Source organism: Pararhizobium polonicum (assembly GCF_001687365.1).
Lineage (GTDB): Bacteria > Pseudomonadota > Alphaproteobacteria > Rhizobiales > Rhizobiaceae > Pararhizobium > Pararhizobium polonicum.
Window position 1 is genome coordinate 300898 of the sequence record NZ_LGLV01000008.1, and the last position, 22838, is coordinate 323735.

Annotated in this window: 20 protein-coding genes; 12 read left to right on the forward strand and 8 right to left on the reverse strand. The window is 62.9% G+C overall.

Translation table 11 applies throughout. From position 1 onward, the window contains the following. Positions 1-2 precede the first annotated feature (2 nt). The 10 genes from ADU59_RS14310 (at position 3) to cysE (ending at position 13698) form a co-directional block, all read left to right on the forward strand. The gene (locus ADU59_RS14310; RefSeq protein WP_068954787.1) at positions 3-1034 is read left to right on the forward strand and encodes an L-idonate 5-dehydrogenase; all 1032 of its coding nucleotides are present in this window, start codon (positions 3-5) and stop codon (positions 1032-1034) included. Positions 1035-1650: 616 nt separating this feature from the next. After that, entirely contained in the window at positions 1651-2646 is a 996-nt protein-coding gene (locus ADU59_RS14320) for a substrate-binding domain-containing protein (protein ID WP_068954789.1), read from the forward strand. A gap of 124 nt (positions 2647-2770) precedes the next feature. Beyond that, the gene (locus ADU59_RS14325; protein WP_068954790.1) at positions 2771-3793 is read left to right on the forward strand and encodes a galactitol-1-phosphate 5-dehydrogenase; all 1023 of its coding nucleotides are present in this window, start codon (positions 2771-2773) and stop codon (positions 3791-3793) included. A gap of 54 nt (positions 3794-3847) precedes the next feature. After that, positions 3848-5368 (forward strand): FGGY-family carbohydrate kinase, encoded by a 1521-nt coding sequence (locus ADU59_RS14330; protein WP_068954791.1) that lies wholly within the window; start codon positions 3848-3850, stop codon positions 5366-5368. After that, a complete protein-coding gene (locus ADU59_RS14335; protein ID WP_068954792.1) occupies positions 5365-6372 on the forward strand; it encodes a sugar-binding transcriptional regulator in 1008 nt (335 codons plus the stop codon). The genes ADU59_RS14330 and ADU59_RS14335 overlap by 4 nt, the downstream gene beginning before the upstream one ends. After that, positions 6362-7888: a sugar ABC transporter ATP-binding protein gene (locus ADU59_RS14340; protein WP_068954793.1), complete on the forward strand. Its 1527-nt coding sequence runs from the start codon at positions 6362-6364 to the stop codon at positions 7886-7888. Before ADU59_RS14335 ends, ADU59_RS14340 begins: the two co-directional genes overlap by 11 nt. Further along, a complete protein-coding gene (locus ADU59_RS14345; RefSeq protein WP_068954794.1) occupies positions 7875-8888 on the forward strand; it encodes an ABC transporter permease in 1014 nt (337 codons plus the stop codon). The genes ADU59_RS14340 and ADU59_RS14345 overlap by 14 nt, the downstream gene beginning before the upstream one ends. A 41-nt stretch (positions 8889-8929) precedes the next feature. Next, positions 8930-9886 (forward strand): deoxyribose-phosphate aldolase, encoded by a 957-nt coding sequence (deoC, locus tag ADU59_RS14350; protein WP_068954920.1) that lies wholly within the window; start codon positions 8930-8932, stop codon positions 9884-9886. Positions 9887-9897: 11 nt separating this feature from the next. After that, on the forward strand, positions 9898-12297 hold the full coding sequence (locus ADU59_RS14355) for an aldehyde dehydrogenase family protein (protein WP_068954795.1): 2400 nt from the start codon (positions 9898-9900) through the stop codon (positions 12295-12297). Positions 12298-12858: 561 nt separating this feature from the next. After that, positions 12859-13698: a serine O-acetyltransferase gene (cysE, locus tag ADU59_RS14360; protein WP_244506433.1), complete on the forward strand. Its 840-nt coding sequence runs from the start codon at positions 12859-12861 to the stop codon at positions 13696-13698. 70 nt (positions 13699-13768) lie between these two features. On the opposite strand, the gene ADU59_RS14365 is transcribed toward cysE, so the two are convergent. The 7 genes from ADU59_RS14365 to ADU59_RS14395 all read right to left on the reverse strand — a co-directional run bounded on the left by ADU59_RS14365 (position 13769) and on the right by ADU59_RS14395 (position 20641). After that, complete coding sequence (locus tag ADU59_RS14365; protein ID WP_068954797.1) at positions 13769-14785, reverse strand: isopenicillin N synthase family dioxygenase; 1017 nt, start codon at positions 14783-14785, stop codon at positions 13769-13771. 70 nt (positions 14786-14855) lie between these two features. Next, on the reverse strand, positions 14856-15548 hold the full coding sequence (locus ADU59_RS14370; protein ID WP_068954798.1) for a methionine ABC transporter permease: 693 nt from the start codon (positions 15546-15548) through the stop codon (positions 14856-14858). Continuing rightward, on the reverse strand, positions 15502-16680 hold the full coding sequence (locus ADU59_RS14375; RefSeq protein WP_083198270.1) for a methionine ABC transporter ATP-binding protein: 1179 nt from the start codon (positions 16678-16680) through the stop codon (positions 15502-15504). The genes ADU59_RS14370 and ADU59_RS14375 overlap by 47 nt, the downstream gene beginning before the upstream one ends. Next, entirely contained in the window at positions 16674-17468 is a 795-nt protein-coding gene (locus tag ADU59_RS14380) for a MetQ/NlpA family ABC transporter substrate-binding protein (protein ID WP_083198271.1), read from the reverse strand. Before ADU59_RS14380 ends, ADU59_RS14375 begins: the two co-directional genes overlap by 7 nt. A 19-nt stretch (positions 17469-17487) precedes the next feature. Continuing rightward, positions 17488-18903: an FAD-binding oxidoreductase gene (locus ADU59_RS14385; protein ID WP_068954799.1), complete on the reverse strand. Its 1416-nt coding sequence runs from the start codon at positions 18901-18903 to the stop codon at positions 17488-17490. Further along, the gene (locus ADU59_RS14390) at positions 18900-20087 is read right to left on the reverse strand and encodes an aminotransferase (protein WP_083198272.1); all 1188 of its coding nucleotides are present in this window, start codon (positions 20085-20087) and stop codon (positions 18900-18902) included. The genes ADU59_RS14385 and ADU59_RS14390 overlap by 4 nt, the downstream gene beginning before the upstream one ends. 227 nt (positions 20088-20314) lie before the next feature. Continuing rightward, on the reverse strand, positions 20315-20641 hold the full coding sequence (locus tag ADU59_RS14395; protein WP_068954800.1) for an ArsR/SmtB family transcription factor: 327 nt from the start codon (positions 20639-20641) through the stop codon (positions 20315-20317). 84 nt (positions 20642-20725) lie between these two features. On the opposite strand from ADU59_RS14395, the gene ADU59_RS14400 reads away from it, so the two are divergent. Continuing rightward, positions 20726-21076 carry a putative quinol monooxygenase gene (locus tag ADU59_RS14400; RefSeq protein WP_083198273.1) on the forward strand — a complete coding sequence of 117 codons (351 nt, stop codon included), beginning with the start codon at positions 20726-20728 and terminating at the stop codon, positions 21074-21076. Here the strand turns inward: ADU59_RS14400 and ADU59_RS14405 are convergent. Further along, a complete protein-coding gene (locus tag ADU59_RS14405; protein ID WP_068954801.1) occupies positions 21064-22005 on the reverse strand; it encodes a LysR family transcriptional regulator in 942 nt (313 codons plus the stop codon). The genes ADU59_RS14400 and ADU59_RS14405 overlap by 13 nt on opposite strands. 85 nt (positions 22006-22090) lie before the next feature. Here ADU59_RS14405 and ADU59_RS14410 point away from each other — a divergent pair, with 85 nt between their 5' ends. After that, a complete protein-coding gene (locus tag ADU59_RS14410; RefSeq protein WP_068954802.1) occupies positions 22091-22801 on the forward strand; it encodes an SDR family oxidoreductase in 711 nt (236 codons plus the stop codon). Positions 22802-22838 lie beyond the last annotated feature (37 nt).

The window sequence follows — 22838 nt, forward strand, 5'->3', positions numbered from 1 at the left end:
CCATGAAATCCATAGTGATCCATGCAGCCAAGGATCTGCGCGTCGAGGAAACCGATCCCGGCACAGCCGGGCCGGGCCAGGTCGAGATCGCCATCGAGGTCGGCGGTATCTGCGGCTCCGACCTGCATTACTACAATCACGGCGGCTTCGGCGCGATCCGGCTGCGCGAGCCGATGATCCTCGGCCATGAAATCGCCGGTACGATCAAGGCGCTGGGCAGCGGCGTTTCCGGCCTTGCCGTCGGCGATCGCGTCGCCGTCTCCCCGAGCCGGCCGTGCAATGCCTGCGACTATTGCCTCAAGGGGCAGCAGAACCATTGCCTCAACATGCGCTTCTATGGCAGCGCCATGCCGATGCCACATATTCAGGGCGCGTTTCGCCAGCGCCTCGTCGCCGAAAGCTGGCAGTGTCACAAGGTCGCCGATGGGGTCTCGATCAACGAGGCGGCCTTTGCCGAGCCTTTCGCCGTCACGCTGCACGCGGTCAACCGCGCGGGCTCGCTTCTCGGCAAGCGCGTGCTGGTCACCGGCTGCGGCCCGATCGGTGCGTTGTGCATCCTTGCTGCCCGCGCGCACGGCGCGCAGGAAATCGTCGCCACCGACGTGATGGACGCGGTGCTTTTGAAAGCGCTCGAAGTCGGCGCCGACCGCACCATCAATGTCGCTACCGATGGCGACGCACTTGCCGCCTATTCCGCCAACAAGGGTTATTTCGACGTGATGTTCGAAGCCTCGGGCAATGAACGGGCTGTGCGGTCCGGGCTCGACGTGCTGAAGCCACGCGGCATCCTCATGCAGCTCGGGCTCGGCGGCGACGTCTCCATCCCGCAGAACCTTATCGTGTCGAAGGAGATCGATATGCGTGGCAGCTTCCGGTTCCATGAGGAGTTCGCGCTGGCCGTCGATCTCATCAACCGCCGCCGGGTCGACGTGAAGCCGCTCCTGACGGGTATCTTCGGTCTCGACGATGCCGTGGCAGCTTTCGAGACGGCCGGCGATCGCAGCCGGTCGATGAAGGTGCAGATCGCATTCTAGCGTAACGTAACCGGAACAAGCCACTATTGCCGTGCGGCAGCCAAGGCGAATGGCCGAAGCCCCCGGCGTGAAGCGTTCGCTTTGAACGGTCGGGGTGCTTCGCTTTCCGCCACACAAAAAAGCCGACTGCAAACTGCGTCGGCGACTGGTTTCGGGGAACGGTCCTCCTTGTCGCCGGCGCTCGCCGCCGGCATGTCCGGCTGACACTCCGCAATCTGTCAAACCCCACACAACGTGACGATCCCGATCCGCTCTGTTGCGCAGCGCCGGCGGCGGCCCTCTGCCGCTTGTCTTCCACGCCGGTATCGGCGTTCACCAGCGTTCCATCGGCTTTCGCGCGATCCCCTTTTTGCTCATTTGCAGCCTGAGGCCAATGCCGGATTCGCAGCGCAATAACGCCCTGAAATTGAAGCGGGGAATCGAACGCTCGTCGCCTGTTCGCGATAAGTCATTGAATTAAAATGGTAAATGTAACGCCCGAATTTTATCCTCAGGGCTGGCAGCGATCGCGTTGACAGCCCCATGAATGTCTGCTTACCTTTAATCAGCAGATGAGCATTGTTTGCACATTTGTTGATTTTGGTGAGGAAAAATCGAGTTCATTGGGAGGAAAACAATGCTCAGCCGCCGTACATTCGTGTCCAAATTTTCGATTGCCGTTTCGGCAATTTCGCTGGCCGCCGGTCTTGGCCTGCATGCAACGGCAGCCCATGCCGAAGGCCTGAAGATCGGCTTCAGCCAGGTGACGCTGCAATCGCCCTTTTACGTTCAACTGAAGGACGGCGCCGAGGCGGCTGCAAAGGCAGGCGGCGACACGCTGGTGTTCCTCGATGCCAATGGCGATGTGTCCAAGCAGAACAACGACATCCAGGATTTGATCACGCAGGGCGTCAGCGCCATCATCATCAATCCGGTCAATCCGGATGCGGTGGTGCCGTCGCTCGAAGCGGCTGTCGCTGCCGGTATTCCGGTCATCACTGTCGACCGCAGTATCAATGGCGAAGGCGTCACGGCCCATATCGGCCGCGACAACAAGGCGATGGGCAAGCTCGTCGGCGAAGCCGTCGTTGCGCGCCTGAAGGCCGACGGTATCGAAAAGGCCAAGATCATCGAGATCCAGGGCGATGCTGGGGGCGCGGTCATGATGGACCGCCGCGATGGTTTCCACAGTGCTATCGAAGGATCCGGCCATACGATCGTCGAAGGTCCCTATGCGGAATACATCCGCTCCAACGCCGTCACGGCCATGCAGGACCTGTTGCAGGCCAATGCCGACGTCAAGGTGATCTACGCCCATAACGACGACATGGCGCTCGGTGCCCTGCAGGTTCTGCAGGAAAACAACCGCACCGACGTGCTGGTTGCCGGGGTCGACGGCCTCTCCGAAGCGCTCGGCGTGATGGCCGATGGCGGAAATTATATCGCGACGGCCCTCAACGATCCGAAATATCTGGGCGACGTCACCATCCAGGTCGCTCGCGAGGCGGCAGCCAAGAAGCCCGTTTCCAAATTCGTCGATGCCGGCACGGCACTGGTGACCAAGGACAACGTCAAGGACTTCCCGCGCGAAGGCCTGTTTGCGGAATACCGCCCGAAGGTTCTGGGTCAGTAAAAAAGCTTTCCTCCCGACACTGCGGGGCAGTTCGCTGCTCCGCAGCCCAAACTTGGCGGCCGGTCACGACGCGTCTGCGCCGCCCTTATTCTCTTTTCAATTTCCAGCATCACAGGATTCCGTCATGCGCGCAGCCGTTCTCTATTCTCCCGGCGACATTCGTCTGGAAGAGGTTCCCACTCCGACCCTCAAGGCGGGACATGTCATCGTCCGGGTTGCCGCCGTCGGCGTCTGCGGATCCGACATGCCGCGCATGCTGATCAAGGGGGCGCACAAGATGCCGCTGATCTGCGGCCATGAATTTTCCGGCCATATCACCGAAATCGCCTCCGATGTCGAAGGCTTCGCGGTCAGCGAACTGGTCGCCGTGCCACCAATGCTGCCATGCTATACGTGCGATCAGTGCCAGCGCGGCCAGTTTTCGCGATGCCGCGACTACGATTATTTCGGCTCTCGTCGGGATGGCGCCTATGCGGAATTCGTCGCCATTCCCGTTTCCAACCTGCTGAAGACGCCGAAGGGGATCGACCCGCGCGCCGTGGCGATGACCGATCCGGCCTCGATTGCCCTTCACGCGATCTGGAAGGCCGGCGGCATCGGCATGGGTCAGCGCGGCGGTGTCATCGGTTGCGGCCCGATCGGATTGTTCGCCATCCAGTGGATGAAGCTGATGGGCGCGACGGAGGTTGTCGCCGTCGATGTCTCCGAGGAAAAGCTGGCCATGGCCCGCGAGGCTGGCGCCACCCATACCCTGCTATCGGGAGCGGATGTGCCGGCAGCGCTGCTCTGCGACACGATCGTCGAGGCGGCCGGGCACCCGTCCTCCATCAATATGGCGGCCCGAATGGCGGCGCCTGGCGGACATGTGGTCTTCATCGGCATTCCTGTCGGCGACGTCTCCTTCGAGAACAAGACGTTCCAGCATTTCCTGCGTCAGGAGATCTCGTTGCATGGGTCGTGGAATTCCTTCGGCGCACCCTATCCCGGTCCGCAATGGACGGTGACGCTGGACAAGCTCGGCTCCGGTGAACTGAAGTGGGAGTTCATGATCACGCATGATCTCGATCTTGCGGAACTGCCCGCTATGTTCGAAAAGTTTCGCACCGACAGAAGCATGTTCTTTTCCAAGGTCATGTTCCGCCCATAGGCGGTATTATCGGTAGAGCCGGGGAGGACCGGCTCAGGGAGGGAATTCGACAGGATGACACGCGTCCTCAGTTTCGATTTCGGTACCGGTGGTGTCCGGGCCGGCGTCTATGACGTCGGGAAAAAGGCCATGGTTGCGTCGGCGGAGGCAGCCTATGCCACGGATTTTCCGCGTGCGGGCTGGGCCGAGCAACAGCCGGGCGACTGGTGGGCGGCATTGCTGTCTGCCGGTGCGCGCGCGGTCTCTCAATCGGGCTCTTCCGAGATTGCGGCGATCTGCGTCGCGACGACGGCGTCGACGGTCGCCATCTGCAAGGACAATGGCGAACCGATCCATCCGGCGATCCTCTGGATGGACTGCCGGGCAGCCGAGGAAGCGCAGGCCACGCAGGCGGTCAAACATCCGGTCATGGCCTATAGCGGCGGCAGCGATGCCGTCGAATGGCTGGTGCCAAAGGCGATGTGGCTTGCCCGCAACAAGCCGGAAGTCTATCAGCAGGCCGACATCATCTGCGAAGCGCTTGATTTCATCAATCATGGCCTGACGGGGCTTTGGGTCGGCTCGCGCATGAACGCCGCCTGCAAATGGAACTACGATTCGGCCAGGGCCGAGTTCGTGCCGGAAATCTACAACGAGCTTGGCGTCCCGGACCTGATCGACAAGCTGCCGCAGCGGATCATTCCGGTTGGCGACGCGATTGCACCGCTGAGAGACGAGGTGGCGCGGGCGCTCGGCATAACATCGCAAGTGCTGGTCGCGCAGGGCGGTATCGATGCCCATATCGGCATGCTGGGCGCCGGCACGGTTGCCGTCGGGGGCATGCTGATCATCGGCGGCACCTCCGTCGTCCACCTCACCCATCTCGCCGGGCAGGGCGACGTCACCGGCTTCTGGGGGCCCTATCCGCATGCGCTGGTCGACGATCACTGGCTGGTGGAGGCCGGACAGGTCTCGGCCGGGTCGATCCTCAACTGGCTGAGTGGCCGCATCTTCGGTCTCGACGAGGCCGGCCATCAGGCGCTCATTCGCGAGGTGATGACCTCGGCGGACCGCAGCTCCGGCCTGCTGACGCTGGATTACTGGATGGGCAACCGCACCCCCTATCGTGACGCCAACTTGCGCGGCGCCATTCTCGGCCTGTCGCTTGGCCACGGCCGTGCCGATATCTACGCCTCGGCGGTCGATTCCATCGCGCTCGGCTCGGCCAACGTCTTGGCCGTTCTGAAGGAGCGCGGTATCGAGGTCGGCAAGATCGTCATGGCCGGCGGCATCTGCAAAAACCCGCTCTGGCTGCAGGCGACGGTCGATGCGATCGGCCGGCCGGTTGGTGTTGCCCGGGAAGACAATCTGTCGCTGATCGGCGCCGCCATCTGCTCGGCGCATGCCCTGGGGCTGTTTCCCGATCTGATCGCTGCATCGCAGGCCTGCGCCGTGCCCACCGAGGAACTGTTGCCCGATGCTGCCCGCAGCCGGCGTTACGACGAGGCGCTGGAACTTTACCGAGACACAACCAAGGCGCTGACCCCGGCCTTTCACACACTGTCGCAACGGCAGGCACAACGAGGACGGCCATGAGCATCGAGCCCACCGACAATCGCCTTTCGTCCTCCGTGCGTCTGCCCTCCGACGAGCAGCGCGAGCATCTGATGGTGCGGGTCGCCAAACTCTATTACGACCTGGAGCGCACCCAAAGCGAGATCGCCACCGAACTCGGCCTGACCCGCTGGCAGGTCGGACGGCTGCTGACCGAGGCCAAGGAGCTTGGCGTTGTGCGCATCGAGATCACCCCGCGCGCCCACCGCAAGACGGAGCTAGAGGTTCAGCTGCAGCAGGAATACGGTCTGCGCGACGCGATCGTCGTCCCGTCCGGCGGCACCCGCGATTCCGCCCTGTTGATGGAAAGCGTCGCCCAGGCGGCGGCCAAATATCTGGCCGGTCTGAACCCCAAGGCCGATCTGATCGGCGTTTCCTGGGGGCGCACCATGTCGGCCGTGGCAAAATTCCTGCCGGGCAACTGGAATCCCGGTGTGCACGTCGTTCTGGTCAACGGATCGACCAACCTGCGCTCGACATCGGCACGCACGAGCGCGGTGGCGGAAGAATTTGCGCAGGCCGGCAGCGGCACCGCAACATTGCTGCCGGTACCGGCGATCGTCGGCAAGAAGAGTACCCGCGATGCGCTTGAGGAAGATCCGATCATCGGCCGCGTGCTGACGCTTGCCGAGCAGGCCGATGTCGTCTGCTTCGGCATGGGTGGTATTTCACACCAGTCGGTGCTGCTGAATTCCGGCTATCTCAACGAGGACGATATCGACCGGCTGCGGGATGCCGGCGCGGTCGGCGATATTCTCGGCCGTTTCATCGATCGGGATGGCCGCATTGTCGACCAGTCGATCGACGAGCGGACGGTGGGTCTCAGGCTCGAAAGCCTGACGCGCAAGCAGCGCGCGATCGGCGTCGTATCGGGGGAGGAGAAGCTCGATATCGCCGTGGCGGCCCTCAAGGCCAGGTATGTCTCGGTGCTTGTCACCGACGAGGCAACCGCCCGTCATGCGCTGGAGGTAAAACATGACACATGACGTCCTGACGGTCCGCAATGTCTCGAAGACGTTTCTGCCCAATATCATCGCGCTGGAAAAGGCGTCGCTGAACGTGCGCAAGGGCGAGGTTCATTGCCTGCTCGGCGCCAACGGCGCCGGCAAGTCGACGCTTCTGAAGATCATTGCCGGGGCGTTGCGTCCAAGCGCCGGCGAGCTGATGCTCGACGGCAAGCCGGTCGACGTCTGGTCGCCCGCCGAGGCGGCACGGCTGGGCATATCGATGATCTATCAGGAACTCGACCTCGTGCCGCAGCTGACGGTCGAGGAAAACCTCTTTCTTGGCCATGCGCCGCGCACATTCGGCGTGATCCACAAACGGGAGCGCCGCCGGCGGTCGATCGAGGCGCTGCAGCGCGTCGGTGCCAATTTCGGTCCCGAAATCCGTGTCGAAGCCCTGTCGGTTGCCAATCAGCAGCTCACCGCAATCGCCCGGTCGCTGACCATGGATGCCAAGATCATCATCATGGATGAGCCCTCGGCCTCGCTCAACGAGACCGAACTCGAGAGCGTCTTCGAGGTCATCCGCGATCTGGTCAGCCAGGGCGTCGCCATTCTCTACGTCAGCCATCGGCTCGGCGAGTTGCGCGCGATCGGCGACCGCATGACGGTGCTGCGCGGCGGCTGCACGATCGACACGTTCGACGTCAGCAAAACCGGTGACGAAGCTCTGGTCGAGGCGATCATCGGCAAGGAGCGGTCGCTCGTCGAGCGCCAGGAGAGGGCGCCGGTGACCGGCGGGGTTGCGATGCAGGTTCGCCACCTCAAGGGGGCAGAGGGGCTTGAGATCCGCGACTTCGAGGTGCGCTGGGGCGAGGTTTGCGGCTTGACCGGCCTCAACGGATCCGGACGCACCAGCTTCCTGAAATCGCTGTTCGGGGCTCGCCCGTTCGAGGGCGAAGTCGATATCGAAAACGAACGCTTCCACCCGCGCCACCCGGCCCACGCCATCAGGAGCGGCCTTGGGCTGGTGCCCGAAAATCGCAAGACCGAAGGCCTGATCCTGCATGCGCCGATCTACAAGAACGCGACATTGCCGTCGATGCGGGAGAGCTGGTTAACCCGGCACAATTGGCAGAAGGAGCGCACCCGGCCGGTTCTCCAGAGCCTGTCGACCAAATATGGACGGCCGGAACAGGCGGTGGTGCAGCTTTCGGGCGGCAACCAGCAGAAGGTGGTTCTGGCCAAATGGATCATCAACGGTGCCCGCATCCTGCTGCTGGACGAACCGAGCCGCGGTCTCGATATCGGCGCCAAGGCTGACCTCTATACCCTCGTCGATCGTCTGGCCCGTGACGGCGCGGCCGTGATCGTCGCCAGCAGCGAACTCGACGAGCTCTACGCTGCCTGCGACACGATCTGGGTCTTTCATGAAGGCCGCAATATCGCCCGCTACAATCCGTCCGCGACGGATCGCGACACAATCCTCAAAGCCACCATTCTCGGCGACGCCGGTATTGGCGCCCACACCGTGAGGGATCATCATGTCCAACATTGATACGCTTCGCTCCCCAGCCGGGGCGCCGACCTTTTCGCCCGCAAGGCGCATCATCGATGTCGCCATCGAATACAACTTCATCGTCATCTTTCTGGTGGTCGTGGCCATTGCCGCGACCCTTTCCGACAGCTTTCTGACGCCGACCAATATTGCCAACCTGTTCCAGCAGGCAGCGGTCGTCGGTGTCGTCGCGGTCGGCATGACCTTCGTCATCCTCACCGGCAATATCGACCTCTCGGTCGGCAGCATCGTCGCGCTCTGCGGAATGCTGGTGGCGGTGCTTCTGGCCAATGGCTACAGTCCGGCCTCAGCCGTGGTGATCACCGCCTTGGTCGGCTCCGGTTGCGGCGCGGTGATGGGGGCGACCGCAGCGCTTGCCCAGGTGCCGAGCTTCATCGTCACGCTGGCCGGTCTGGTCTCGTTTCGCGGCCTCACCTATCTGATGACCGATGGCGTACCGGTCAGCGGTTTGCCGCAGGGGTTCGCCAGCATCAGCTCGACGATGATCCCCCTGCTTCCCGGTTTTTCGCTGTCGTCGATGGGCCTGATCTTCATCCTGCTGTGCATCGTCGCCGGCCTGGTCCTGCGCTTCACGGTGTTTGGCGAATATGTCTACGCCACCGGCGGCAATCCGGAAGCGGCGCGTCTCTCCGGCCTGCCGACTCGCCTGATCGTCACCGCGGTCTTCGCCGTCTCAGGACTGATGGCCGCGCTTGGCGGCATCCTCCTGACCTCGCGGCTGCGGATCGGCCAGCCGACGGCAGCGCAAGGGCTGGAGCTGGACGCCATCGCGGCGGTTGTGCTCGGCGGCACCAGCCTGTTCGGCGGGCGCGGTGGTGTGCTTGGTACATTCTTCGCCGTCATGTTGTTGCAGGTTCTGCGCAACATCTTCAATCTTCTCGGCCTGGGCTCCTTCTACCAGATGACGGTCACCGGCATCATCATTGTCGCAGCCATCCTGCTCAACCGGTTTATCGATCACAGAAAGGGCCGCGGATGACCATGAACCAACCGATCCCGACGCAGAAAGCGGATATCATCATGAACACGCATCCCCGCAATGCCGGAACCGGGCTCAAGCCGGAATGGTTCGAGGACATCGCCGTCAACCGCACCGCCAGCGAGCGTCGCGCCGCTTCGCTTGCCACGCGCCGCACGGTGAAGAAGGAATACCAGGCCGCCTGGCTGGTGAAGGCGATCACCTGCATCGACCTGACGACACTGGCCGGCGACGATACGGAAGGCCGTGTGAAGCGTCTTTGCGCCAAGGCCAGACGGCCGATCCGCGACGACATTCTCGAGGCGCTCGGCCTTGCGGATGAAGGCATCACTACCGGCGCCATTTGTGTCTATCCGACCATGGTGCCGCATGCGGTCAAGGCCCTTCAGGGCTCGAACATTCCGGTCGCCTCGGTTGCCACCGGCTTTCCGGCCGGCCTGACGCCGCTGCCGCAGAAACTCGCGGAAATCCGCTATGCGGTGGATCAGGGCGCCAGGGAAATCGATATCGTTATTACCCGCGAGCATGTGCTGACGCAAAACTGGAAGGCATTGTTCGACGAGATATCGGCCATGCGGGAAGCCTGCGGCGATGCCCATATGAAGGCGATCCTCGCCACCGGCGACCTCAACACCCTGCGCAACGTCTATCGTGCCTCGATGGTGGCGATGCAGGCCGGTGCGGATTTCATCAAGACCTCGACCGGTAAGGAAGACGTCAATGCGACGATCCCGGTGAGCCTGACGATGGTGCGGGCGTTGCGCGATTTCGGCGCGCTCTCCGGGCAGATCGTCGGATTCAAGCCCGCCGGCGGCATGAAAACGGCCAAGGACGCCATGCTGTGGCTGATCCTGATGAAGGAGGAGCTGGGCCTGCCCTGGCTGCAGCCCGACCTGTTCCGTCTCGGCGCCAGCTCCATGCTCGCCGACATCGAGCGCCAGCTCGAACATTACGTGACGGGCCGCTATGCGGCATCGAACCGTCACCCGCTTGCGTGAGGACAAGAACAATGGCCAAGATCAAGGATATCCTTCGTACCATGGAATATGGTCCTGCACCGGAATCGAACTCAGACGTGCAACAGTGGTTGACCGCCAATGCTGGTGGCTTCGGCCACTTCATCAACGGCAAGTTCACCGGCACCGATGGCCGCGACTTGCTGACGGTCATCAACCCCGCTAATGAGCAGGTCCTTGCCAAGATCCCGCAGGGCAACGCCGAGGATGTGGACGCTGCCGTCAAGGCCGCCCGTGCCGCCTTTGGAAAATGGTCGAAGCTTTCTGGCCATGAGCGGGCCAAATATCTCTACGCCATCGCCCGCCACATCCAGAAGCGCGAGCGCTTCTTCTCGGTTCTGGAAACCATGGACAACGGCAAGACGATCCGCGAAACGCGCGATATCGATATTCCGCTCGTCGCCCGCCATTTCTATCACCACGCCGGCTGGGCCGAGATGATCGACAGCGAATTCGAGGGCTTTTCGCCGGTGGGTGTCTGCGGCCAGGTCATTCCGTGGAATTTCCCGTTGCTGATGCTGGCCTGGAAAGTGGCACCGGCGCTGGCCGCCGGCAACACCGTCGTCCTGAAACCCGCCGATCTGACGCCGCTGACGGCGATCGCCTTTGCCGAGGTCTGCGTCGAGATCGGCCTGCCGCCGGGCGTGCTCAACATCGTGCATGGCAACGGTGCGACGGGCGCTGCCATCTGCGGCCATGCCGACGTTGATAAGGTCGCCTTTACCGGTTCGACCGATGTCGGCCGGATCATCCGCGAGCAGATTGCCGGATCGGAAAAGAAGCTGTCGCTGGAACTCGGCGGCAAGTCGCCCTTCATCGTGTTCGAGGATGCCGATCTCGATGGCGCGATCGAAGGTGTGGTCGATGCCATCTGGTTCAATCAGGGCGAAGTGTGCTGCGCCGGATCGCGCATCCTCGTGCAGGAAGGCATCGCCGAGACTTTCTACGGCAAGCTGAAGGCGCGCATGAAAACCTTGCGGATCGGTGATCCGCTCGACAAGACCATGGATATCGGCGCCATCGTCTCGGCCAAGCAGCTGAAGCGCATCACCGGCCTCGTCGAACAGGGCAAGATCGAGGGCGGCACGCTGTGGCAGGCGCCCGTGACGCTGCCCGCCAAGGGCAGCTTCTTCGCGCCCGGCTTTTTCACCGATGTCGAGCCGGCCTCGACCGCCAGCGAGGTCGAGATCTTCGGCCCCGTCGCTGTTGCCACCACCTTCCGCACGCCGGACGAAGCAATCGCGCTTGCCAACAACACGCGCTACGGGCTTGCCGCTTCGATCTGGTCGGAAAACATCAATCTGGCGCTCGACATGGCGGCACGGGTGAAGGCCGGCGTCGTCTGGATCAATTCGACCAACATGTTCGATGCCGCTGCCGGTTTTGGCGGCTACCGCGAAAGCGGTTTCGGGCGTGAAGGCGGCCGCGAAGGCCTCTACGAGTATCTGTCGGCGGACTGGGAAAAGCGTCTGCCTATTGCCAAGGCGGAAGCGCCGTTCAAGCCGGCGGCCGGGCCGGACCTTTCCGGCAAGATTGCCCATATTGGCGGCATCGACCGCACGGCCAAGAACTATGTCGGCGGCAAGCAGGCACGGCCGGATGGCGGCTACAGCTATTCCGTTATCGGCAAGGGTGGCGCCGTTATCGGCGAGGCCGGTATCGGCAGCCGCAAGGACATCCGCAATGCGGTCGAAGCGGCCGCCAAAGCCAGCTCCTGGGGCGGCGCGACCGCCCATAACCGCGCGCAGGTGCTGTACTACCTTGGCGAAAACCTCGATGCCCGCCGTGCGGAATTCGAGGCATTGCTGGTCGAAAGTACGGGCGTTTCGGCCAAGGCGGCAGCGGACGAATTCGACGCCAGCCTGCGCCGGATCTTCTATTACGCGGCCCAGGCCGACAAGTATGACGGCGTGGTCCATGGCACGAAATCCCGCCATGTCACGCTGGCGATGAACGAACCGTTCGGCGTCATGGGCATTGTCTGCCCGGACGAGATGCCACTCCTGTCGCTGGTGTCGCTGATCCTGCCGGCGATTGCCATGGGCAACCGCGTCATCGCCATTCCCTCGCAGCGTCATCCGCTGATCGCCACCAATCTCTACCAGGTGCTCGACACGTCGGATGTGCCCGATGGTGTCGTCAACATCATCACTGGCGAGCGCGATCTGCTGGCCAAGACCCTGGCCGAGCATGACGAGGTTGCCGCGATCTGGTACGCCGGATCGAAGGACGGCAGCGCCATGGTCGAGAAAGCCTCCTGCGGAAACCTGAAGACCACCTGGGTCAGCAATGGCCGCCAGCGTGACTGGCTGAATGCCGCTCAAGGTCAGGGCCGGGAGTATCTTCGCCGGGCAACGCAGGTTAAAAACATCTGGGTGCCCTATGGTGAATGAACGGGCGCTCCGCCGCCATGGATCGGCTACGGTATAGGGATGCGGCAGGGGCTGCCCTGCCGAATTTCTGAAACCGGATCAATCCACGCGTGACACAATAAAAAAAGGGTCTCCGGTATAACCGGGACCCTTGAGTTTTGAAGGTGTCAACCTCCAGAGGGGAACAGCTGAAGAGGATGGGCCGGGAGGAGAGGCCATCGCAACCTTCAACTGTCGCCAGTGTGCGCGATACCGCGAACACAAACAACGAATGCCGTCCTTCAATGGCTCCGGAATGGAACGTTTCACCCAAAGTCCGATCCCGATCTGCAATTTTATACTCAAGTCGGAAAAGCGTCGTCCCCATCCCTGGCCGGACCATCTGCGACGCATCGCCGTCTTGGGAGAGTGATCTGGCTTTTCCGGCGTTGCGGCGGATCGAACCCGAGGTCGCCGCTGAAATATTGCCCGTAATCGTCAAAAATTGAAATAATTTTACTCCACAACGTCTCTTTAAACAGGTGTTATCGATCGATGCGTCAGCGGCAACGTCATAACGCCATAGATGGACATCACGTGGGATTGAAATCTGCCAAGAGTGAAGCAAGCTCCATCCGGATCGCCGATTATGGCGCCGATACCCTGTGGGATCAGCTCTGTAATGAGGCACGCGCGGCGATTGACAATGATCCGCTGCTCACCCGCTCGATGAATTTGGCCATTCTCTACCATCGGAGTTTTGCCGAGGCGCTGGCACATCGCATCGCGCAGAAACTGGCAAACCCCGACATCAATCAGGAAGAGCTGATTTCCATCATCCGGGAGGTCTTTCAAAGCGATCAGCGCATCGTCTCATCGGCAAAGGTCGATCTCGAAGCCATTCGCGACCGCGATCCCAGCAACGCCGAAATCCTGACGCCGTTTCTGTACTTCAAGGGGTTTCTGGCCTTGCAGGGCCACAGGGTCGCGCACTGGCTCTGGCACCATAACAAGGTTCATATGGCCCGCCACATCCAAAGCCGGATTTCGGAAGCGTTGGGCGTCGATATTCACCCCGCTGCCCGGATGGGGCAGGGGATCATGCTCGACCACGGCAGCGGTCTCGTCATTGGTGAAACCGCCGTCGTCGAAGACGAGGTTTCCATCCTGCAGGATGTGACATTGGGCGGAACGGGCAAGGAAACCGGTGACCGCCACCCGAAAATCCGCCGTGGCGCGCTGATTGGCGCCGGTGCCAAGATTCTCGGCAATATCGAAGTGGGTGTCGGCGCCAAGGTCGGGGCGGGCAGCGTCGTCGTCTCGCCGGTGGCGGCCCACACCTCGGTTGCCGGCGTACCGGCGCGACTGGTCGGCAGGCCGAATTCCGATCTGCCCGGCATCAGCATGGAGCAGACGATCACGGAACCCGAATACGTGATCTGATCGAAACCGGCCCTGCCTTTAAAAGACAGGGCTCGGCTTGAGCCCCTCTCAACTCTTGATCAATCCGCGACTACAGCAAGTCCGCATGGTGACGCTGGGCAACGTCGGGATGCGAGCGCAGGCGGCTTTTCAGGTTGTTCTGGCCGACTTCGCGGAAGATCGGGTTCAGCGGATCGACGGTGATGCCGCGCTCCTTGCGGCTCAGTTCTTCCGGCAGTTCGATGACCGGGACGACCGCGTCGTAGCGGGCGCCGAGGAAGAACGGCACGGAGAAGCGTTCCGATCCCGCCGGCGGGGTTACGACATCGTGGACATCCGCCTTGACGTAACCGTTCGTCGCCAGCTCCAGCAGTTCGCCGGTGTTGATGACGAAGCTGCCCGGCAGCGGCGGTGCTTCCAGCCAGACGCCCTCTTCCGTGCGCACCCGCAGGCCCGGCGTGCTGTCCTGCAGGAGCACGGTTACCAGGCCGCCATCCTTGTGTGCGCCGACGCCCTGTTCGCTCTCGGCGGCATCGCGGCCGGGATAGCGGACGATCTTCAGAAGCTGGGTCGGCTGCGGCTCGTAAAGCGTTGAAAAGACATTTTCATCCTGACCGAGTGCAATGCCGATCGCCTTGAGCACATCGATACCGACGCGGGTGACTTCCGCCTGATAGCGCAGCAGCAACGGCTTCAGTTCCGGTAGCGCCGACGGCCACTGGTTCGGGCCGATGAGGCGCTTCCAGGCGGGCGTATCCGCAGTCAGTTCGATGGCTTCGGATTCCGTGTTGACGTCGATCTGTTCGCGCCAGTCCTGCTTGCCGCGCGTGTGTTCGAGACCGGCCCGGTTATAGCCGCGGAAATGCGGCGAGTTGACCATTTCGATTTCCAGCTTGTCCTTCTCCGGCAGGGCGAAGAAGCGCTTGGCGACGGCAAAAACGTCGGCGATCAATTCGGGCGGCACACCATGGCCGACCAGATAGAAGAAGCCGTGATCGTGCAGCACGCGGCGCAGGTCGGCAACGAATTCGGACCGCGATTCCGGCGAGGCATTGAACCGCGAGAGATCGAGGATGGGCAACTGGACCGCCGACGTATGGATGCTCATGAAAGTCTCCTGCTAATGTTCGGGACAAAAGATAGTCCGGTATTTGACTGTGTAAACGGCACGCTGGCCTTCAGGCCAGTTTTCGCCTGCGGGCGATGCGATGGTTGACGGCGCGCGCCGCCCAGTCGCCCAGAACCTGCACGGACTGGACGATGACGACGAGGATGATGACAACGGCCAGCATCACCTCCGGCATGAAACGCTGATAGCCGAAGCGGATGCCGAGATCCCCGAGCCCGCCGCCACCGACGGTACCGGCCATGGCCGAATAACCGATCAGGCTGACGAGCGTCACGGTCTGCCCAGCGACGATGCCGGGAAGCGCTTCCGGCACCAGCACCTTGGTGATGATCTGGAACGGCGTCGCGCCCATGGATTCCGCCGCCTCGATCAGGCCGCGGTCGACCTCGCGCATGGCAGCTTCGGCCAGCCGCGCAAACAGCGGCGTGATGGCGACGGTGAGCGGCACGACCGCTGCCCAGGTGCCGACGGTGGTGCCGACGATGAGGCGGGTGAACGGAATGATGGCGACCATCAGGATGATGAACGGCGTCGAGCGCACCAGATTGACCACTGTCCCGATCACCCGGTTGAACACCGGCCGTTCGAGGATGTGGCCGGGTTCGGTGGCGACGAGCAAAATGCCGAGCGGCAGGCCGATCAGGGTTGACAGCAGCGCTGCCACCACGACCATGGTCGCCGTCTGCTTCAGCGATTCAAGAATGAGCCCGGCGAGCGCCGGCGGCAGCAGGTCGAACAGCATGTCCGATGACCTCTCCAAACAGTCTAAGGGATGAAAGATATGACAGCACGTCGGGCAGGCGTTCGCCCAGCCCGCCGGCAATCAGCGTCAGCACGCCGAGTGGCTTACCGTCGATATAGTCGATGCGCCCGTGCAGGATATTCGGCCGGATGCGGAATTGCTCGACCAGCGTCGCGATTACAGGATCATGCGCGGCGTCACCGGTAAAGACGATGCGCAGCACCGGATCGGTATCGGCGTGCGCCTCGGGCAAAAGCCGTCCGGCAATCTCCGGCGGCAGATCATGGGCGACGATGCTGGAGAGGAACGACCGGGCGACCGGCGATTTCGGAAAGGCGAAGACATCGAAGGTCGGGCCGTTCTCGATCAGCCTCCCATGCTCCAGCACCGCGACGTGGCTGGCGATGGCGCGCACCACCTCCATCTCATGGGTGATCAGCAGAATGGTCAGGCCGAGCCGGCGATTGATGTCCTTGAGCAGGTGCAGGATCTGCTCGGTCGTTTCCGGATCAAGCGCCGAGGTTGCCTCGTCGGACAGAAGCACTTTCGGGTCGAGCGCCAGAGCCCGGGCGATGCCGACACGCTGCTTCTGGCCCCCCGACAGTTCGGACGGATAAGCATCGGCCTTGGAGGCCAGTCCGACGAGCTCGAGCAGCGGCGGGATCCGTCTGCGGATGTCCGCCTTGGAAACGCCGGCGACCTCCAGCGGCAGGGCGACATTGCCGGCCACCGTGCGCGACGACAGAAGGTTGAAGTGCTGGAAGATCATGCCGATATCGCGGCGGGCAGCACGCAGCGCCGCCCCGTCGAGGCTGGTGATCTCGCGATCCGACACGATGACGCGGCCCGACGTTGGCGTGACGAGCTTGTTGAGGCAGCGCACCAGCGTGCTCTTGCCCGCGCCCGACCGGCCGATAATGCCATGGATGTGGCCCTCGCCGATCGTCAGGGACACGTCGTCGAGCACCGGCCCGGCAGCACTTTCATAGGTCTTCGTCAGGTTCTCGATGCGCACGGCGACCCGGCCGGCGGCGGCGCTCCCGGCGTCCCGTTCTGTCTCCTCCTGCACCGCGGGTGCAGGAGGCTGTTTGAAGTCGAGGGGTTGGGGGAGCGCCGTCACTGGACTTACCATCCGGCGATGACGTTGCCCTTGAACGTCGTCTCGATGAACTGCTTGACCTCTGGCGACTGGTAGCTTTCGACAAGCGTCTTCACCCAAGGCGCATCCTTGTTCTTCTCGGCAACACCGATCAGGCAGAAATACTGCGAGAGTTCGTCCTCGACCAGCAATCCGTCACGCTTGGGAACCAGGCCGGCGGAAAGGGCGAAATGCGAGGTGATAACGGAGAAGTCGACATCTTCCAGCGAGCGGGGAAGCTGCGCCGTTTCCATCGGGATGATCTTGATGTTCCTCGGGTTCTCGATGATGTCGAGTTCCGTCGCCTTGAAGGTGGAGCCGGGAGTCAGCTTGATGATGCCGCCGGCCTCCAGAAGTTTCAGGGCGCGGCCTTCGTTGCTCGGGTCGTTGGGAACCGAGACCTGGGCGCCATCGGGAAGTGCGTCGAGCGACTTGTATTTGCGGGAATAGCCGGCCATCGGCAGGAGAACCGTGCGCCCGACCGAAACGAGGTTCAGTCCGCGGTCGGCATTCTGCTGGTCGAGATAGGGCGTGTGCTGGAAGCCGTTGGCATCGAGGTCGCCGTCATTGGTGGCCGGATCGATCAGGGCGCCGTCGGAAAATTCGACGACCTCGATATCCAGACCCTTGGCCTTGGCGATCGGCTTCAACGCCTCGGCGATCTGCGCATGCGGGCCGGCGGTGACGCCGAACTTGATCGTTTCGGCGGCAGCGGACAGGTGGGAGGCAAAGAGCAGGCCAAGAGCCGAGACGGCAGTGGTCAGGCGGGATGCAAAACGCATGGATCGGGGTTCCTTGAAATCAGTTGGAATGGAGGGGATCGGCAAGGTCGGGAAGGATCTTGCCGGGATTGAGAATGTTGAGAGGGTCGAGCGCGATCTTCAGCGTCCGCATCATGGCGACGGCTTCCGCGCCATGTTCGGCTTCCTGAAACACCCGCTTGCCGAGACCGACGCCGTGTTCGCCGGTCGCCGTGCCGCCGACAGCCAGCGCCCGCAGGACGATGCGGTCCGCCAGCCGGTGGACCTCGGCCTGTTCCTGCGCATCGTCGGGATCGGACATGAACACGCAGTGGAAATTGCCGTCACCGACATGGCCGACGATATAGGCCGGTATCTGCGACGCGCGGATATCGGCATGGGTCTCCAGCACGGCATCGGCGAGGTTTGAGAGTGGCACGCAGACATCGGTCGGCCAGGAATGGGCGCCGGGACGCTCGGCTTTCGCCCAGCCCAGCGCCACCCTGCGGGTTTCCCAGATCCGGCGTGTCTCGTCGGCATTCTTTGCCCAGCGCAACGGCGTTCCGCCATGGTCGGCAACGATTGCCGCGATGATATCCGAGAGCGCGGCAATGCTTTCGGGATTGCCGTGGAACTCGAAGAACAGGGTCGGCAGCGGAGCAAGATCGAGCGTCTCGTGCCGATTGATCACCGCGACCAGAGCTTCGTCGAGAAGTTCGACGCGGCCGATCGACAGGCCGGCGCGCTTGATGTCGATGACGGCGGAGACGGCACCCGCCAGCGTCTGGAAACCGGCAATGGCGGAGACGGCATCGGGAATGGGGTGAAGGCGAAGGGTCACCTCGGTGACGATGCCGAGCGTGCCTTCGGAACCGACGAACAGGCGGGTCAGGTCGTAGCCGGAGGACGATTTTCGTGCGAGCGATCCGGTCCTGACGATGCGGCCATCGGCCGTCACCACCGTCAGCCCCAGCACGTTTTCGCGCATGACGCCGAACCGCACGGCATTGGTGCCGCTGGCTCCTGTCGAGACCATGCCGCCGATCGAGGCATCCGCGCCGGGATCGACGGGAAAGAACAGGCCGGTGTCGCGCAGCTGCCGGTTCAGCTCCTGGCGCCGGACGCCGGCCTCGACCCGCACGATCATGTCGTCGGGGCGGATGTCCAGAATCCGGTCAAGCCGGCTGGTGTCGAGCGAGATACCGCCCGCAACCGGAATGGCGCCACCTTCAAGCCCCGATCCCGCACCAAAGGGCACGATCGGCACGCGGTAGCGGCTGGCAATAGTGGCGATCTCCGCGACTTCTTCCGTCGAACTCGGGAACACCACGATATCGGGACGGCTTGCAGGATGATGGCTTTCGTCGTGCGCATGCAGATCGCGGACCGACAGGCCGGTGAGCGCCCGGTCCCCAAACCGGGAGACCAGCGCGGCAATTGCCTCCGCTAGTCCGCCTGAAGCGACATGCTGGTTCATGACGCCGCTTTCAATCCCTGATCCCGGCCCTGGTTCTCGCGCCAGCGTGACAGCCGCTTCACGGCCTCTTCCAGCGTTTCGATCTTCTTGGCAAAGCAGAAGCGGACATGGCTGGTGACATCGCGCGCGCCATAGAAGGAGGAGATCGGCACAGGCGTAACGCCGGCTTCCAGGGTCAGTCTGCGCGAGAAGGCGAGATCGTCGCCATCGGCGTCGAAACTGCTGATATCGGCGATGGCGAAATAGGTGGACGCAGCGTCCGCAACGGTGAAGCCGGCAGCGCGCAGGCCGTCGACAAGCACATTGCGGCGCAGTTCCAGATCGGTTTTCAGGCTCTGGAAATAGGTATCCGGCAGCCGAAGCCCGACGGCGACCGCAGCCTGCAAGGCCGGCGGCGTGGTGAACGTGACGAACTGGTGCGCCCGCGCAATCGGTGCCAGCAGCTTGGCGTCGGCGGTGACATAACCGACCTTCCAGCCAGTGACCGAGAAGGTCTTGCCGGCTGAACCGATGCGGACCACGCGATCACGGAGTTCAGGCAGGGCAAAGAGCGTCTTGTGCGCGCGGCCGTCGAAGGTCAGGTGCTCGTAGACTTCATCGGCGATGACGAGGAGATCGTGCTTGAGCACAAGCGCGGAAAGAAAAGCCAGTTCCTCGTCGTCGAAGATCTTGCCGATCGGGTTCATCGGCGTGTTGATGACGATGGCGCGGGTTTTCGGTGTGATCAGCGCAGCGAGTTGTTCGCGCGGCAACTCCCAGTGGGGCGGTGCCAGCCGCACCGGAACAGGGATCGCACCGGCGCGGCGGATCAGCAGGGCGTAGACATCATAGACCGGTTCGAAGACGATGACTTCGTCGCCTGTCTCCAGAAGCGCCAGAAACGTATCGGCAAGCGCTTCGGTGGCACCCGAGGTGACCAGCACCTCGCGCTCCCAATCCACATCGATCTCGAGGAAACGCTTGGTGTTTTCCGCAACTGCCTGGCGCAGTGCCGGCAGGCCCATCATCGGCGGGTACTGATGTGGCCCGTCCTGCAGTGCCTTGACGGCGGCATCGATCAGAGCGGCGGGCTCCATGCCTTCCGGAAACCCCTGGCCGAGATTGATCGACCCGGTCTCGGCGGCCAGCCGTGACATGGATTCGAAGATAGAGGTGCCGGCATTTGCAAAGATGGGATTGACCAAGCGTATGTCTCCTGCGCGCCGCGCGCGAACTGGCGAGGCGAGGAAAACATATATTCTGTAGATTACCTGTTCAAAGATTGGTGGTGACGTGATTTCGGTATTGTGAGAATAAATTTGCGGCAAAGGCGGGATGGTGAGGCAATCCATCCAGCGTGCCGATCCGCACCTCTGGAGCGGCGCAGATCCGTGGCCGGCAAACCCGTCCCGGTTGGGCAGGCCCTGGTTGCTCAGCCCTGTCCCGTGGTCTCATCCGCCGCGACCAGGCTCAGAAGTCCCGGCAGTTTCGCCTCGATATCCGCGCGCCGCAGGCAGGCGGCCCGGCTGTTGCCGCGATCGACCTGACGGACCAGACCGGATTCCCGCAACACCTTGAAATGATGGGTCAAGGTCGATTTGGTCACGGGCAGGTTGAAGGACGCGCATGTCCGCTCCGTCCCGTCCGGCGCGCGCGCGAGTTCGGCGATGACACGCCGGCGAAGCGGATCGGCAAGCGCGGCGAGGATAGGCCCGAGCGCGATCTGCTCTGGTTCAGGATGTCCATCACTATCTGTCAATGAATGTTACTCCACAAGGTACGTATTGCGTCATACCTAAGATCGGGATAGGTACGGTGATATTCATACCAATAGGAACATCCCATGTCCAACGCCGATTTTACCCTTCCCGAACCCGATGCGGATGATGTCGCGCCCTACACGCTGGTCGGCCAGGCAAGAGCCAGACCCGGACAGGAAGACGCGCTCGAGCGGGTGCTTCTCTCCCTTGTCGCTCCCACCCGGCGGGAGGCGGGCGCACTGGAATATCACGTGCACCGCGACCGCGCCGATCCCTGCCTCTTCGTCTTCTATGAGGCCTGGCAGAGCCTCGGTCATCTGAAGGCACATCTGCAGCAGCCGTACATCATCGACTTCCTTTCGCGGCGGATGGATTATCTCGCCGAGGATATGGATGTGCGCTGGCTGAAGATGGCCAGCTCCTACGCCGCGTGACCATCTCCATCGCTGCGGCCCCCGACGCTGGATTTTCCCGCAGCCGCGACGATCGCATCGATGGTCGCGCGCAGCCGCGGCAGCATCACCGGTGCGCTCGGCCAGATCACGTGGATCGGCAGATGGCCGGCGATTCGTCCGGGCATCACCTGCCGCAGCGCTCCGGATGCAATCTCCGGCGCTGCCAGCCATTCCGGCAGCAGTCCGATCCCATGGCCGGCCTTGATCGCCGCCAGCGTCAGCGCGCTTCCATCGAGCAGGAGCCGGGCAGGGGGCATCCAGGCTTCGATCACCCCATCCGCACCGGTTATCGACCAGGGCAGGGTTCGCCCGTTGCGGCTGGTGGCAATCAGCGCGTGTCCGGCCAGGTCGGAGACTGTTTCGGGCATGCCATGTTCAGCGAGATAGTATGGGGACGCGCAGAGCAGGATGGTCTGCATGCCGAGCTTGCGGGCGGTGAGGCCCGACACATCCGGAAGAGCGCCGATCCGCACCGCCACATCGACCCGTTGCGACAGCAGATCGACCTTTTCGCCGTCAAGCACGATCTCGAAAGAGAGCAGCGGATACCTGTCCGACAGGGCAAAAAGCGCCGGGGCGATGATGGTCATGCCGAATAGCGGCGGCAGGTTCACCCGCACAAGCCCGCTCGGCGCCGTGCGGGTGGCGGCCAGTTCGTCCTCGGCAGCGTCGATCTCTTCGAATGCCCGGCGGCAGACATCCCGGTAGCGCTCGCCCTCCTGCGTCAGGTTCAGCCGGCGGGTCGTCCGCTCGAACAGGCGCACACCGAGCCGGTCCTCCAGCCGCGCGACAGCCTTTGCCACGGCAGAGGGCGAGAGATGCAGCCGGTCCGCGGCGGCGGCAAAGGAGCTCAGGCCGCAGACGGTGAGGAAAATGCGGATCGGTCCCGCCCGTTCGATGGTCGACATCCTCCGTATTTAGAGAATTATATTCGTGAGTCCCAGGAATTTTGATCGCTTCGACGGATTTCAGATCGCGAATACAGTCGAGCGCATGAAAAAAGCAAACACATATGCCATCATCGGCGGCACCTCCGGCATGGGGTTCGGCCTTGCGCAACGCCTTGTCGAAAGGGGAGACCACGTTCTTGTCGGCGGCCGATCGGTGACTCGTCTCGAGCAGGCAGCAAAGCAGCTCGGTCCGGCCGCGGTCGTCCGCCCTGTCGATATGGAGGACAGGGCATCCCTTGCCGCCTTCTTTGACGGCTTTAGCGATCTGGCGGGCCTGTTCACACCCGGCGCCTCCTACCGCACAGCCTCCTTCCGCGAGGCAGACAGCGAAACCGCCGAGAGCCCGTTCCGTGGCAAATTCTGGGCGCAGTATTGGGCCGTTCATGCTGCCCTGCCGCATCTTGCCGAGGACGCGGCCGTGCTGCTGATGTCGGGCGCCGCCTCTGTTCGGCCGATCGGAAATGCTGCCTATGCGGCCTGCAACGCCGCGATCGAGGGGCTGGCAAGGGCGCTCGCGGTGGAGTTGCGGCCGATCCGCGTCAATTGCCTCTCGCCCGGAACCATCGACAGCGAACTCTGGCGCAACCGCCCGGTCTCCGTCCGGGAGCCGGTTTTCGAGGGATGGCGGTCTCTCGCCCTGACCGGCCGTGTCGGCAGCGTCGACGATGCCGTCAGCGCGGCCTTGTTTCTCCTCGACAACGGCAACATGACGGGTTCGACGCTCTATAATGACGGTGGCTACTCGATGCGTTGAGGAATGCCGTTATGTGCTCGATGGTCCGTGAGCGCTT